Source organism: Acinetobacter sp. yr461, from assembly GCF_900110445.1.
In the GTDB taxonomy this organism is placed as follows: Bacteria; Pseudomonadota; Gammaproteobacteria; order Pseudomonadales; family Moraxellaceae; genus Acinetobacter; species Acinetobacter calcoaceticus.
The window spans coordinates 1-14,527 of sequence record NZ_FODU01000024.1 but is presented as its reverse complement, the minus strand read 5'-3'; the positions used below and the strand labels follow the sequence as shown (position 1 = coordinate 14,527).

Genomic DNA, 14,527 nt, shown 5'->3' with positions numbered 1-14,527 from the left:
AGGGAATTTTTAAATAAACTGCTGTTTAAGGCTTAATTAATGAAGCTAAGTCCACTGGCCTTAAAATTTGATTCACCTGTGACATCACTAACCCCTCAGATGCTTTCAAATAAATTTGGAAGTCAGGATCTGTATCTCGGGCATAACTACGCTTTTCATAGTCATCAAGACTGTCATAACCCCACAAATGTACGACCTGATTTAACGTACCGATATGACTAATATAAAAACCAAGTGGCTCACCCAAGTGCTTTTTCAAAATAGGCATTGCCAGCTGATCGAATACCTCAAGAAATCTAGGCATACATCTTGGAGTAATATTATAAATACGATGATCAACAATCGGTTTATGAAACATGAAAAGTCTCCTTAACAGATTGAGAGTTGGTAGATTTAGAATTTTTAGATGATATAAAACCGTTCCCTCCTTTAGCTAAATCAGCAATATGTGATCCTGTGATGTAACCAAAAGTCATGATTGGCCCTAAAGTAATTCCTGCACCTGGATAGTTTCCACCCATAATACTCGCACGGTCATTACCAACCGCGTATAAACCTTGAATAGGTTGATGAAACTGATTTAAAACTTCACCAGTAACAGCTGTTCTGATTCCATCAAATGTTCCTAAATCGCCCATAAACACCTTCACTGCATAAAATGGACCTTGCTCAATTGGTGCGACACACGGATTTGGTTTGTGATCTGGATCGGCCAAATATCGGTTAAACGAAGTAGAACCACGGTGGAATTCTGGATCTTGGCCTTTAACAGCCCCTTCGTTATAATGCTGTACTGTTTTAACCAACTGCTCAGCATTAATTCCCACCTGCTGTGCCAGCTCTTTTAAACTATTACCTTTAAAGAGATAGCCTTTTTTAATTAAAGATGAAAGTGGCATTGGGGCTGGTTTGGCATAACCCAAACCGTATTTGCTAATCGTTTTATGATCGCAGATCAACCACATGACTGTTTCATCAAACTCCTCACAAGCCCTAAATAAATCTGCACCAACATCATGATAAGAGTTTGATTCATTGGTAAAACGTTTACCGTTTTTAAGCACACCAATAATTCCAGGCTTATAACGGTCTAATAAATGTGGGAACACGCCATAGCCATCGGTATAAGGGACTTTTGAAACAGGCATCCATGCAGCAGAGTCCGCATATTGAATATCCACTACACCACCAACCGACTCTGCAAGGCGACAACCATCTCCTGTATTATTCTTTGGCACAGGTGAGATGTGTTCACCACCACGTTTCAGGTGCGCGTAAACTTGTTTGAGTCGTTCAATATCATGTGAAAAACCACCACATGCCAGCACGACTCCGTTTTTAGATTTAATCTGGCAGTGCTGATCTTGTTGTTGAACTTGTACGCCAACAACTTTGCCATTTTCAAAATTTAACTGCTTAACTTCAGCTTCTGTATAAATTGGAATATCTAAATCAAATGCAGATTTAGCCAAACGTGCAGCCAAAGCATTACCGCTTGTAACATTGGTACCACGACCATAGATAGCCAGTTCTTTTAAATGAATAGCTAATCGCTTTGCCACATAGATAAATGAAGTAAACGATTTAGTGGCATTAAAAAAGTGCTTTAAATCCGCATTAGATGAATTAAACATCATGCCAATAAAGGTAATCGTTTTAAGAGGTGGACGTAGGCGTTTCATATTATCGCCCAAACCACGAATATCATATGGCGCAGCTAGTACAGAGCGACCAATATCAACCCCACCAGGAGCATCTGGATGATAGTCGGGATAAAGTGTCGGGATAAATTTAACTGAAGTGTATTGTTCGAAAAAATTTAGCATTTCAGGTGCATAATCCAGAAATGCGTTTACAGCCTCAGCATTAAAAAATTCTTTGGTTTCGTGCTTTAAATAGGTCAATGCTGCTTCACGGCTATCTTGAATACCATTTTGTTTTGCATGGTGATTTCCTGGAACCCATAGTACTCCACCAGAAAAAGCTGTTGTACCTCCGAACACATCATCTTTTTCAAGGACAATAACATTTAAGCCTTTTTTCTTAGCAGTAATCGCAGTCGACAAACCGCCTGCCCCTGCACCCACCACAACCAAATCGCATTCAAGCTGTTGAGGTAATTTGGTATTCATTGTTGTCACTCCTTGCGACAGATCCATGCGTTCACTTGCCTGAATTAGCTGGCTACACCATCCTGATAGTGTTGTATCGAACGCTTTTCTTTTTATTAAACTACGGGGCTATCACAGTTCCGACTAGACCACTTTCTTTTAAATTGAACGATGATCGCGCAAACACATCTTATATCGTTCACTGTTTATAAAATCATCTCTTCCAACGGTTATATAAGACAAATTAAATAGTCTTAAAATATTGATAAAATTATTTTAAATATAAAAAAACGCCCAATAAGGACGTTTGATTGAAACCACAGAACAATAAACTAAATCATGTCTCGAATTTCTTTGGCTGCCTCTCTTAGTAATGGCAAAACCGTATTAATCAGATAGGTATCATTTACTTTAGAAATCGGAGCAACAGCATTTAATCCTGCAATAATATCACCCGTCTGATTAATAATCGGTATCGCAATTGCTGTTACGCCTAGTTCATATTCTTCAGCGGAAATACAATAACCATTGTCCTTAATGGTCTGTAATGCAGCTAGAAAACTGGCTTCTTCGGTGTATGTATATGCAGTAAATCGTTTGAGTCCATATAACTTAATCCAGTTTTTCTGCTCTTCTAAGGATTTATGCGCTAATAAAACTTTACCCGTTGATGAAGCATGAGCAGGAATTCGGTTACCTAGATGAATACCAAAAGGACTTACCCGGAAATGATCGTTTTGCGGGACACTTCTAGCAATCGGAACAACCTCATAATTATCTTGAACCACCACTGAGAAAACTAATGTCGTTTTTTCAGATAAATGATTTAACACAGACTGCGATATTTTTGGCAAATGTGCTGTACTTAAAAAAGCCCCTGAAAACTTAAGTACCTTATGTGTTAACCAGTAATAATATTCATCAGTTTCGAGATAACCCAGAAATTTGAGTGTCTTTAGATATCTTCTCGCTGCTGTACGCGTAATGTTAGTTCGCTCTGCAACTTGAGTAACATTTAGACGCTGTCGATCAGTCCCAAAAGCCTCAAGAATACTTAATCCCTTCGCCAAACCTGCAATATAGTCATCGTATTTAATCGTCTCTTCTGAGAGCGGATGTTGAATAATCTGATCCCTCATCATTTTCCCTTTTCTAAATTCCCTGTCCGATATTCGCTCAGTATGTCTGAATATCGTCTTCATTCCCAGATTGTATCTAGAGCCCGTTTGGCTAAATACGTATTTTAAGTCTTACAGGAGAACTTCTATATTTAAGCATCTATTTCACAAAGAGAGCTTAGATCAAAACTTAGGATTTAGGAAATGTATTATGTCTAGACTACAAAATAAAGTCTGTATTATCACAGGTGCAGCCTCTGGTATGGGTGAGTCGGAAGCAATTGCTTTTGCACAACAAGGAGCAAAATTAATTATTGCCGACATGAATTTAGAACAGGCTAACCAAGTTGCCGAGAAGATCATCAACGCAGGTGGAGAAGCCTTTGCTTTTCAAGTTGATGTCACTCAATTTGATCAGCTCAAGCAGTTAGTCGAATTCACATTAGAGAAGTTTGGACGAATTGATGTACTACTTAATAATGCAGGTATTTTCGACAAATATACCAATAGCTTAGATACGACCGAAGAACTTTGGGATGCGATGTTCGCCATTAATGTAAAAGCCGTATTTAATTTAAGTAATTTGGTTCTACCAAAAATGATTGAACAAGGTACTGGTGCAATTATCAATATTGCATCTATTGCGGGTCTAGTTGCTCAAATGGGAGGCGCTTCTTATACAGCCTCAAAACATGCTGTAATTGGTTATACAAAACATCTAGCAGCAGTGTATGCCAAACATGGCATCAAAATTAATGCTATTTGCCCAGGCACTATTCGTACGCCAATGACGGCCAAAATGCTAGAAACCCGTCCGACTGATAAAATTCCATTGGACCGTTTTGGAGAAGCGTCTGAAGTTGCCGAGTTAGCTATTTTTCTAGCTTCCGATGAAGCCCGTTTTATGAATGGCTCATGTATTACAATTGATGGTGGATATACTATTATTTAATAAAATATTTTTACTAATCTAATAGAGATATCTATTAGATTAGTTTTAAAAACAATAGTAACTTCTTTTAGGGGATTTCATCTTTATTTACTTTTAAGAAACTATTTATACAAGTTTAGTACTCTAGATAAGTTTTTTATAAACTAGAAAAATACCAAATATCTCATCTTCTCTGACCTTATTTATATATAAAAACTACGCCAGATAATTTTACGTTTAGACATTGTTGAAGATGCCCAAGTGGTATTAAATCTACCAGTTAAAATTTAGTAATCTGTTATTTAATAAGACTAGAAACAGATAAGGTCACCCCCTATCTGTTTCTAGACAATTTAAGCAACCTTTTGATTCGCTTTTATCTCTTCTAATACTTTTACCAATTTTGTTAAATTTTGCTCTGGATCTAGCCACCAATCCACCGTCCAAACTGATAAAACTTCCCAACCTAATCCATTTAAAACCGTTGGTCTAAGTTGATCTCGATCTCGTGCAGTAGCAGCTTTAGCATAGTTTTCACCATCTACAATAACACCTGCAATATAACTACCCGAATTCAAATCATCCTTAATCGCTAAATCTACACAGCTATCACCCTGTCCTATTCCAAGATCCACACTCCAGCCTTGTTCTTGTAACTTAGTTTGTAGGTACTGTACGAACTCTTTTTTAGTCTGCTTTTTACTTTGATCAACATAATTTAAATGCAATTGACCACTACGAGCAAAAACGAGGAAGTCTTTTAAATCTCTTACGCCCTCACTATTGGTGCGAGCTAAATTAATTTCTTCTGGACTCAAGGCTGAGAAAACATGTAATCCTTGACGGGCGCGAGTAATTGCTACATTTAGACGGCGCTGACCACCTTGACGATTAAGCGCACCAAAATTCATTGATAAGCGTCCATCCTGATCTTTTGCATAGGTAATGGAGAAAACGATGATATCGCGCTCATCTCCTTGCACATTTTCTAAATTCTTAACGAATAAAGGTTCAATGCCCAACTTGCTCAATGTCTCTAACTCAGGATGATTTGCCAGTTCATTATCCAGTAAATCTTCAATCAACTTTTGCTGCGTCATATTGAAAGTCACAACACCTAGGGTCAAAGGGTTCTCTTGCCCTAACTGTGACTGTAAATGCTGAATAATAAATTCAACAATTGCTTTAGCTTCATTCTTATTGGTACGCGTATCCCCTTTGTCGTACACACCATCAACCACATGCAGTTTTACAGCGGTATCTTTAGCAACAGGTGCTGGGAAAGTAAATAAACCGCCTTTGTAATATTTCTGATTACTAAACTGAATGAGGCTTTCATAACGACTGCGGTAATGCCAGTTCAAAGCCAACTCAGGTAACTGGGCAGCAAGACATTCATCCAAAATACTTTCTAAGTCTTCAGTTACTTCTTCATCGACCTCTTCTTCAGAATCTCCCTTACCAAAGAAGCTTGTTGGTGGCATTTGTTTATTATCACCCACCACAATTGATTGCTTACCTCTCGCTAATGCACCAATCGCATCCCACACTGGAATCTGTGATGCTTCATCAAAAATCACCACATCAAATTTTGCTTCTGTATCTAGATATTGAGCGACTGATAAAGGACTCATTAATAGACATGGCTTTAAACCAACTAACACATCAGGAATCTGGCGCATTAATTCACGTACAGGAATATGACGACGTTTCTTGCCTAATTCTTTATTTAGAACAGTCCACTGCGCCTTATATTTATCTTGTTCGCTAAAAATAGCATTCCAACGATGAATAATCTCGTGACTTGCAGCAAGCTGGTGTTCCCTATCTTGCTGTGCAAAAGTCTGGATTTTCTGTTCATGTTGCTGACTATTGAACTGATTTAATTCTGGATGTTGACTAAATTGATGAGTAATCCAGTGTCTTGCTAAATTAATATTTAAGCGTTTTAGAACAGCATCCAATTCTAATGGAGCATGTAAGAGTTCAAAGGCCAAAGGTTTTAATCCTTGTTTAATCAACTGGCTCTTTATAGCCTGCCAATTTAACCAATGTCTCCAAGATGAACTGTGTTGCTGTAATTGCTTCTGTCTTTCGATAATTTCATTAAAATTAATATCTAGATATGGAGTGAGTTGAGCATCATTTTTCAGTGCATGGTCATTCAGTAATTGACCGAATGTATTTTCAACCTGAGCTAAGTTGTGTTTTATTTCATCCAAGCTATTATTTTTACTAAATTCTACAGCTTTTAATAAAGTTGTTTGATCTGTAATTGTTGATGCAACGATTTGCTTAATTTCTTGCCACTGATTGTGAATAGTTTCAAAACTTTGCCATGCACTATCTTCACCCTGCCAGTAAGAACCCAATTTACTTGCCAACAGATTTTCACATTCAGTGAATTGTCTTTGTTGACTTTGGATATGCTGTAAAATTGGTAAGTCATGAGCAACTGCCAAAGCTGTAGGACGTTGAGTTGAGCTTTGATAAGTTTTGACTAGGTTTCTCAGCTGGAATTTAGCGAACCATGAGAATGGGAAAATTTTTGATTCTGCTTCACGCCATTTAAAGGCAATTTGATTTAAATCTGCTTGATAAATTTGAGATTGGTATTGTCCAACTAACGAAGAACGCTGCTGTTTTAAATCTTGGACTAACTGCTTCGCTTGTGTAATGGTAGTTAAATCTAAATCTTTAATAACACTTAATAATTTTAAATCAGTTTGCTGAACAAGAGCAGATAATGCAGTAAAAATAGAAACATCTTGTTTAACCTGACTCAGATTTTGCTTTTCACCAAACCCATAAACTTCTTGCCAAATAGAAACTGAACTTTGCAAACGCTGTATCTGATCAACAAGTTGATCTTGCAATATTTGATATTGTTCTTGCCATGCTAGGCTCCAAATCGGCTCAGACAAACCTTCCGCAAAACCATTCAAGACATCTTTAACATTTTCATTGACGAGCTGACGTAAACTTACAGCTTGTGTCACGCTCTCACTCAATAGCTCACGTTTTCCTGCTGTCAACGTCGCAATATTGATATCAGGAAAACGTAAATGCGGCGTATCCCGATAACGAAGTTCATCACTCATTGCAGCATACAAACTCCAGCCAATAGGGTGTGATGTATGGAGATTTTTTACATGATGATTCAGCTCATCTCGGGTTTGAATTAATCTGTCTGAAAGCTTCTGCCATTCTGTTGTTTTAGGTTGAGCACTTAAAAAGTAAGGATCATTATTTTTCTGTGCTCTTTCTCTCAGTTGATCCAGTACTTCCATTTTTTGGGATTTGGATGAGTGTAACTGCAAGCACAATTCACTTAAGCCAATTTGTGTCAAACGACGATAAACAACTTCTAAAGCAGCCATTTTTTCAGAGACGAATAACACGGATTTACCATCAGCCAAACATTGAGAGATCATATTGGTAATGGTCTGTGACTTACCTGTACCAGGAGGACCTGACAATACAAAAGTACGCCCTAATGCTGCGGACATGACTGCCGCTAGCTGCGAAGAGTCAGACGATAAAGGAGTGAATAATTGTTGTGGTTTGTATTGTTGGTCTAATTGAGCAGGTTGAGGGAATTCATCTTGTTTAATAAAAGGTTCCCTTGGGGATTCAATCAGATGATTTACTACTGCTTGATTTTTCAGTTCATCCATCCGTGAAGACAAATCAAGCCACATTAAATATTTAGAGAATGAGAATTGACCAATAGCAGCCTCTGCTTTTACTTCCCATCCCGGTATATTTACAATCGCCTTCCGTACAATATGTAAAACCTGATTAACATCTACACCAGAGTCGTCGGTCGGTAAAGGATTTAAACCAGCAATATCAAGTTCAAAGTCTTGTCTTAATAATTGTAATAGAGTGGAGTTAAAACGCGGCTCATCATCGTACATAAATAGACGATAGCCTGTTTTAGCCGTCTCACGCGTAATCTGTACAGGAATGAGGAGTAACGGTGCCTTAAATGTACGTTTCGAGCGTTCTGACTCTTTCCACTCAAGAAAACCAACCGCAAGAAATAATGTATTAGCCCCGCCTTCCTCTAAAGCAGTACGCGAAGCACGATAGACTTCAATCAGGCGCTTTTCTAATAAGGGCGTATCTAAAGGACTAAATAATAATTTTCTAGAAAGGCTTTCATCAACGTATTGATCAATATGTTGGCTTTCATTGTCACGTTGGACATCTTTTAGCGAAATACTATCAATACTCTTAAATAAGAAACCCTCTTGATTTGCAAGTGCATCTTCAAGTTTGCTTAGTGTTAACTCAGAGCACTGTAAAGGAATACTGTAACGATTATCTTTAAAATTTAAGAGCTTGTTACGAAGACTTAAATCTAATAATCGACGTAACCAACGATCAACCCTTGTAGTTTTACTTTCAACAGGACGGTCAACATCGTAATTAGGAATAGATGCAGATGCCCATTCAATTTCTGTTTCATCTAGATGATTCTTCTTTTCCAGATGTGCAGAAATGGGTTTAATGCCACGCAGTCGAGACTGACGAACATCAATTGCAAGATAAAATTTATTCTGACGAGATTCGTCCTTAATATACTGTCTTGCAGTTTCAAGTGCGGAAGTGAATTTTGCTTGTTGTGTAAGTAGAGTCGTTTCTATAAAAACGACCTCACCTAAATCATAACGTTTTCTTAATGCCTGAATATCATCAATAATTAAATCAACATTTGGGGTTTCATTTAACCAAACCCCAAGATAAGCATGTGTCTCTTCAATAATGATTAACGTATCAAGACCAATTTGTTCAGCTAAGGCACTTAACAATATTGTGGTATCTAAACAGCACGCCAGTTTTTCTTCAAAAATCTGTTTTGCTAAACGTATTCGTTGTCCCGACTTTACAAAACTTGGTGGACTAACAATGTAATGAATATCTTGTGTTAATAAAGAATCCCATAATGCATTCAACTGAGATAAAACTGAATCCCGATCTCGATCTAAATACCCACTTAATGAACCAAGTTGTTTTGTTTTTAAAATCTCACTCGCTTTAACTAAAATTGGGCTGAGTGCTGAAGAATTAGGTTGTGAAAAACTCGCCAACAACTCAATTGGCTGACGTTCTCCGCCCCAAGTATCAATAGTTAATACATCTATTTCTAACTGTTGTTCTGCCAGCACTTCTTCTTTTTCATTCAACCAGAGTACTTCAATACTCCCTTTCATATTTTCAGGTAGCTCTTGTAACATTTGAATATCAAAAGCTAATTTTGGTTTATCTAGAGCTAAGACTTGATCGCTTTCTAAGCTTGAAATATGGATAGTATATTCTTTGAAATATTCAGGATTAGAACGAATAATAATTCGAGAGTCAGAAATTGTTTCAGTAGAAGATATTAGAACTTGTCGGATTAGGGGCACTGAATTTTGTTGTAAAACGAAACTCAAAGCTGAAGCACAATCAACTTGTAATGAATATTCAGAATTAGTTTTTTGTTTATTGTCAACTTCTGACATTATTTACCCCTTATCAATTTTATTAGATCTAATTAAAGATGTGCTTAAAAACTAAAGGTACAATATTAAATGATTTATGTCTTATGTTAAAATTAAACAAACAGCAATATTAAATCTTTCTTGGCTGAGAAAAGTAAATTCTTAGTCTTAACAGGAGATTGTTTTTAACTACGTTTGAAAGTTTACAGATACCTTTCAAGCGTAGTTAATCAGACCATTATTGATAAGTTTAACTTAAAAAACTTTTTTTACAGACACTGTAAATGTTGAGTCAATCGGATTTGAAATAGGCGCATCTGGCTCACCATTACTATACTTTTTATAGAACCCATTTTTATCCCAGGCTTTGGTGTAGGCTAATCCTGTATTCCAACCATCGCCTAAATCCTTAATAAGCTCAACCTTAACATCTTGAAAATTAGCTTCAGAGAAATTTTTAATTCTTTCATAGCCATAATGGGCACCAAAAGTCCAACTTTCATTGATAGGCTGTGTAAAAGTTAAATCTAAATAAGTTGTTCCTCGTGAACGTTTACCCTCAGGGCCGCCCATCGTATCTGAGTTATAGCCAGCATAATCTGGGGTGTATGTAATAAAGTATTTAAGCGTTAATGGTCCATAACCAATTTGAGGCACAATTTCGCCATAGTTATAACTGGTACTGCCCGTTTCAGGCGTGCTTTCAGCTCCTGGATAGTAGTAGTAAAAAACCGTCATTCCAGCCGAAAACTTATCGAAAGTTTTTATATAACCAGCATAGAAATCCCACTCAACTGAAGCATCTCTAAGATAGTTAGAACTCACATTCGATGCCCAAGTACCCACAAATAATCCATTCGGATTTGCATAGTCTAAACCAATCTGTAAAGCTGGCTTACCCCAAGTTTGCTGGAAACCACGTGATATATATTGACTTGCGAAGGTTACATTTGCACTGTATGGAGAAATTTGTTTTTGTTCATTTAATTGTTCAGCATGTACAACACCTGTAGACATAATGAGAGAAGCTAATCCTAAAATTTTTCTCATTCAATAATTCCTTTTACATATTACCTATAGGTTTAAAGTTTTAAAATAACATGAAAATTCAATTTTAATCGTATTAAAAATTTATAAATTCAAATTTCTGGACACTTCTTCTTGGCTATAGATCTCTTCAATACAATCTAAAATTTTAGGAATATACGAACTTTGGTCCATGTTACGCATGGATAAAGAAATCGGACTATAGGCTTCTAAGTCTAAGATATTTAAGTAAGTTAAATTCTTCATTCCAATGTCACAGGCACTTTCTGGAATAATACAAATACCCTCCCCAGATGCCACTAATCCCAATGCCATATGAATTTCTCGTACTTCGGTGAGTTTGGCTGGAATTAAACCTAACTTGGTAAATAAAGCTTGAATGGTGGTCGAAAAATTCGGCTTAGGCGTAGTTGGATAAGAAAAAATCGTCTCATTAATGATTTGAGATAAGTAAATTCCTGAATCTTGAAATTCACTTAATGGATGCTTTTTATGAATCGCTAATTTTAATTTTTCTTTTCTGAGTAAAAGTCTCTTAATAGCCGGATCACTAATGGGTAATCGACCAAAACCTAAATCGATTTTGCCTAACTTTAAAGCTTCAACCTGATCTCGTGTTCCACACTCAATAAGCTCGACATGAATGTCAGGATTTTTTTGTCTAAACAGATAAATGACTTGGGGTAACCGCCCGTAAAGCAGTGAGCTGACATAACCCACTTTGACAATGTTATCGACCAGCTTCATTTTTTTGGCCATAGAAGCCGCTTGAGCAGTATGCGTTAGAATCTGCACAGCATGTTGGTAAAAAAACAGACCTGCTTCTGTCGCTTTTAATGGACGAGAGCCCTTCACAAACAAGTCAATCCCTAACTCTTCCTCTAGTTTCTTGATTTGACGTGTTAAAGGAGGCTGGGCAATAAAAAGCTTTTCTGCAGCCTTAGTCAGACTTTGTTCTTCAACAACGGTAACAAAATAACGTAGATGTCTTAATTCCATTAATATACCTTTTTAGTATCTTAAAATACCGTTCTATATCTATTTTAGGCTATTACATTCTTCTATGGTATGTAAACAAGTTTGAAATAGTTGAAACTTCATGTATAGAACCATAGAAACCATACTTGTGGATATTCCAACTATCCGTCCTCACCAGTTGTCTGTGACTACGATGCGTACTCAGACTTTGGTGCTCGTTAAAATTACGACCACGGATGGTATTGTCGGTTGGGGTGAAGCGACCACCATTGGTGGATTGAACTATGGTGAAGAAAGTCCTGAAAGTGTCAAAGCCAATATTGATACTTACTTTGCACCATTACTCGCATCAGTTAAAGATTTAAACGTTGCTCAAACACTAAAACTGATTCGTAAAAATATTAATGGTAACCGCTTTGCGAAATGTGCCATTCAGACTGCCCTACTTGATATTCAGGCAAAACGCTTAGGCGTGCCATTAAGCGAAGTTTTAGGTGGCCGTCTACGTAATAGTTTACCTGTACTTTGGACGCTCGCGTCTGGCGACACAGAAAAAGATATTGCTGAAGCTCAAAAAATGATTGAGTTGAAGCGTCATAACACGTTCAAGCTCAAAATTGGTGCTCGTCCTTTACAGCACGATGTTGATCATGTCATTGCAATTAAAAAAGCACTAGGTGCAGATATTAGTGTACGTGTCGATGTAAATCGTGCATGGTCAGAGCTGGAATGTATTCAAGGTATTCAACAGCTGCAAGATGGCGGGATTGATTTAATTGAACAGCCTTGTGCTATTCAAAATACTGAAGCACTTGCTCGTTTAACACATCGCTTTGATGTGGCAATCATGGCTGATGAAGCTTTAACTGGGCCAGACAGCGCATACCGTATTGCAAAAAGCCATGGGGCTGACGTATTTGCGGTAAAAATTGAACAATCTGGTGGTCTGATTGAAGCATGTGAAGTGGCCAAGGTTGCAGGTTTGGCTGGAATTGATCTTTATGGCGGCACCATGCTTGAAGGCCCTGTAGGTAGCATTGCTTCTGCTCATGCATTTGCAACTTTTGAAACATTAGCATTCGGTACTGAATTATTTGGTCCGTTATTGCTTACCGAAGAAATTTTGAAAGAACCGCTACGTTACGAAAACTTTGAATTGCACTTGCCAACGGCTCCCGGCTTAGGCATTGAAATTGATGAAGATAAAGTCGAGAAGTTACGTCGTTAAGGCAACAGGATAAGGAGTTTCCCATGTTATTTCATGTACGTATGGATGTGCATATTCCACTTGATATGCCAGCCGACAAAGCAAATGAAATTAAGGCCGTTGAAAAAGCCTATTCGCAAGACTTACAACGTCAAGGTAAATGGCGCCACATCTGGCGAGTTACAGGCCAGTATTCAAACATCAGTATTTTTGATGTAGAGAGCAATGAAGAGTTGCACAATATTTTACAGGGATTACCTCTCTATCCTTACATGAACATCGAAGTGATGGCGCTTAATCGTCACCCTTCATCTGTTCGTGATGATGATTCGTAATTTAAGAAAATAGTTTGAGTGCGTGGTCTGAAGCACATTCAAAAACTAAATATATTTATTCAGAAGGTAACAAGGAACGTGGCAGCAACAATTCGCTAGCAAAACAAAATGCTAGCACCACTGCCACCTAAAACCGTATTGCATACTTAAGGAGTTTTAGTATGAACCGTCAACAAATTGATGCGCTTGTAAAACAAATGAATATCGACACCGCAAAAGGCGAAGTCGATGCACGTGTTCAGCAAATTGTAGTGCGCCTTCTCGGGGATTTATTTCAAGCCATCGAAGATTTAGACATCCAGCCTTCAGAAGTATGGAAAGGTCTGGAATATTTCACAGATGCAGGTCAAGCCAATGAACTTGGACTTTTAGCAGCTGGTTTAGGCCTTGAACATTACCTTGACTTACGTGCTGATGAAGCCGATGCCAAAGCAGGCGTTACTGCCGGCACACCTCGTACCATCGAAGGCCCACTTTACGTCGCTGGTGCACCTGAAACTGTTGGTTTTGCACGTATGGATGATGGCACTGAAACAGGCAAAATCGATACCTTAATTATTGAAGGTACTGTGACAGATACTGATGGCAATATCATTGAAAATGCCAAAGTTGAAGTATGGCATGCCAACAGTTTGGGTAATTACTCATTCTTTGATAAGTCTCAATCTGACTTCAACCTACGCCGTAGTATTTTGACTGATGCTGATGGTAAATATGTTGCATTAACTACGATGCCAGTTGGCTACGGTTGCCCTCCAGAAGGTACAACTCAGGCCCTTCTTAACAAGTTAGGGCGTCATGGTAACCGTCCATCTCACGTTCACTACTTCGTGTCTGCGCCAGGTTTCCGCAAGCTTACAACTCAATTCAATATTGAGGGTGATGAGTACTTATGGGACGACTTTGCCTTCGCTACTCGTGACGGTTTAGTTGCAACTGCAGTTGATGTATCTGACCCTGCTGAAATTCAACGCCGTGGTTTAGATCACGCTTTCAAACACATCACATTTAACATCGAACTTGTAAAAGATGCCGCTGCTGCACCTTCAACTGAAGTTGAACGCCGTCGCGCTAGTGCTTAATTGAAAGTATATGTGAGTTAAAAGTTCGCTTTTGACTCACAAAACTTATTCCATGTATTACTACCCTTAAGAATTTAAATAAATTTTTAGCGGTAGTAGTACATCACGTTACCTCATGCTCTAAGGTTTCTCACATGATTGACAAAAGTAAGTCCTCTCTTAGCGAGGTTCTATCGCAGATTAAAGATGGTGCCACCATCCTGATTGGTGGTTTTGGTACCGCAGGACA

At 37.9% G+C, this 14,527-nt stretch carries 10 protein-coding genes and 1 pseudogene; 5 read left to right on the top strand and 6 right to left on the bottom strand.

Annotated elements, in window-relative coordinates; genetic code table 11:
* Nucleotides 1–25: 25 nt before the first annotated feature.
* The 3 genes from BMW38_RS18340 to BMW38_RS18330 all read right to left on the bottom strand — a co-directional run bounded on the left by BMW38_RS18340 (nt 26) and on the right by BMW38_RS18330 (nt 3,250).
* Nucleotides 26–358: an NIPSNAP family protein gene (locus tag BMW38_RS18340; RefSeq protein WP_092710795.1), complete on the bottom strand. Its 333-nt coding sequence runs from the start codon at nt 356–358 to the stop codon at nt 26–28.
* The gene (locus BMW38_RS18335) at nt 348–2,132 is read right to left on the bottom strand and encodes an FAD-dependent oxidoreductase (RefSeq protein ID WP_092710792.1); all 1,785 of its coding nucleotides are present in this window, start codon (nt 2,130–2,132) and stop codon (nt 348–350) included. The genes BMW38_RS18340 and BMW38_RS18335 overlap by 11 nt, the downstream gene beginning before the upstream one ends.
* Nucleotides 2,133–2,443: 311 nt before the next feature.
* Nucleotides 2,444–3,250, bottom strand: coding sequence for an IclR family transcriptional regulator domain-containing protein (locus BMW38_RS18330; RefSeq protein WP_092710789.1), 807 nt, complete (start codon nt 3,248–3,250; stop codon nt 2,444–2,446).
* A gap of 190 nt (nt 3,251–3,440) precedes the next feature.
* On the opposite strand from BMW38_RS18330, the gene BMW38_RS18325 reads away from it, so the two are divergent.
* Nucleotides 3,441–4,181: an SDR family NAD(P)-dependent oxidoreductase gene (locus tag BMW38_RS18325; RefSeq protein ID WP_092710786.1), complete on the top strand. Its 741-nt coding sequence runs from the start codon at nt 3,441–3,443 to the stop codon at nt 4,179–4,181.
* A 332-nt stretch (nt 4,182–4,513) separates the two neighbouring features.
* On the opposite strand, the gene BMW38_RS18320 is transcribed toward BMW38_RS18325, so the two are convergent.
* The 3 genes from BMW38_RS18320 to BMW38_RS18310 all read right to left on the bottom strand — a co-directional run bounded on the left by BMW38_RS18320 (nt 4,514) and on the right by BMW38_RS18310 (nt 11,695).
* The gene (locus tag BMW38_RS18320; RefSeq protein WP_092710783.1) at nt 4,514–9,670 is read right to left on the bottom strand and encodes a DUF4011 domain-containing protein; all 5,157 of its coding nucleotides are present in this window, start codon (nt 9,668–9,670) and stop codon (nt 4,514–4,516) included.
* A 234-nt stretch (nt 9,671–9,904) separates the two neighbouring features.
* Complete coding sequence (locus BMW38_RS18315) at nt 9,905–10,699, bottom strand: TorF family putative porin (RefSeq protein WP_092710780.1); 795 nt, start codon at nt 10,697–10,699, stop codon at nt 9,905–9,907.
* 81 nt (nt 10,700–10,780) lie between these two features.
* Nucleotides 10,781–11,695 carry a LysR family transcriptional regulator gene (locus BMW38_RS18310; protein WP_005040228.1) on the bottom strand — a complete coding sequence of 305 codons (915 nt, stop codon included), beginning with the start codon at nt 11,693–11,695 and terminating at the stop codon, nt 10,781–10,783.
* Nucleotides 11,696–11,795: 100 nt separating this feature from the next.
* Here BMW38_RS18310 and BMW38_RS18305 point away from each other — a divergent pair, with 100 nt between their 5' ends.
* The 4 genes and pseudogenes from BMW38_RS18305 to BMW38_RS19685 all read left to right on the top strand — a co-directional run.
* Complete coding sequence (locus tag BMW38_RS18305; protein WP_092710777.1) at nt 11,796–12,902, top strand: muconate/chloromuconate family cycloisomerase; 1,107 nt, start codon at nt 11,796–11,798, stop codon at nt 12,900–12,902.
* A 23-nt stretch (nt 12,903–12,925) separates the two neighbouring features.
* Nucleotides 12,926–13,216 carry a muconolactone Delta-isomerase gene (gene catC / locus BMW38_RS18300; RefSeq protein WP_003651954.1) on the top strand — a complete coding sequence of 97 codons (291 nt, stop codon included), beginning with the start codon at nt 12,926–12,928 and terminating at the stop codon, nt 13,214–13,216.
* Between the two features lie 161 nt (nt 13,217–13,377).
* Nucleotides 13,378–14,298 carry a catechol 1,2-dioxygenase gene (gene catA / locus BMW38_RS18295; RefSeq protein ID WP_092710774.1) on the top strand — a complete coding sequence of 307 codons (921 nt, stop codon included), beginning with the start codon at nt 13,378–13,380 and terminating at the stop codon, nt 14,296–14,298.
* Between the two features lie 134 nt (nt 14,299–14,432).
* A pseudogene (locus BMW38_RS19685) lies at nt 14,433–14,527 on the top strand (hypothetical protein); the annotation flags it as partial.

Bases quoted from the DNA above. Each gene is read 5' to 3' on its own strand.
- BMW38_RS18330 (WP_092710789.1), bottom strand. From the start codon at position 3,250: ATGAGGGATCAGATTATTCAACATCCGCTCTCAGAAGAGACGATTAAA.
- BMW38_RS18310 (WP_005040228.1), bottom strand. From the start codon at position 11,695: ATGGAATTAAGACATCTACGTTATTTTGTTACCGTTGTTGAAGAACAA.
- BMW38_RS18305 (WP_092710777.1), top strand. From the start codon at position 11,796: ATGTATAGAACCATAGAAACCATACTTGTGGATATTCCAACTATCCGT.
- catC (WP_003651954.1), top strand. From the start codon at position 12,926: ATGTTATTTCATGTACGTATGGATGTGCATATTCCACTTGATATGCCA.
- catA (WP_092710774.1), top strand. From the start codon at position 13,378: ATGAACCGTCAACAAATTGATGCGCTTGTAAAACAAATGAATATCGAC.
- BMW38_RS18325 (WP_092710786.1), top strand. From the start codon at position 3,441: ATGTCTAGACTACAAAATAAAGTCTGTATTATCACAGGTGCAGCCTCT.
- BMW38_RS18335 (WP_092710792.1), bottom strand. From the start codon at position 2,132: ATGAATACCAAATTACCTCAACAGCTTGAATGCGATTTGGTTGTGGTG.
- BMW38_RS18320 (WP_092710783.1), bottom strand. From the start codon at position 9,670: ATGTCAGAAGTTGACAATAAACAAAAAACTAATTCTGAATATTCATTA.
- BMW38_RS18340 (WP_092710795.1), bottom strand. From the start codon at position 358: ATGTTTCATAAACCGATTGTTGATCATCGTATTTATAATATTACTCCA.
- BMW38_RS18315 (WP_092710780.1), bottom strand. From the start codon at position 10,699: ATGAGAAAAATTTTAGGATTAGCTTCTCTCATTATGTCTACAGGTGTT.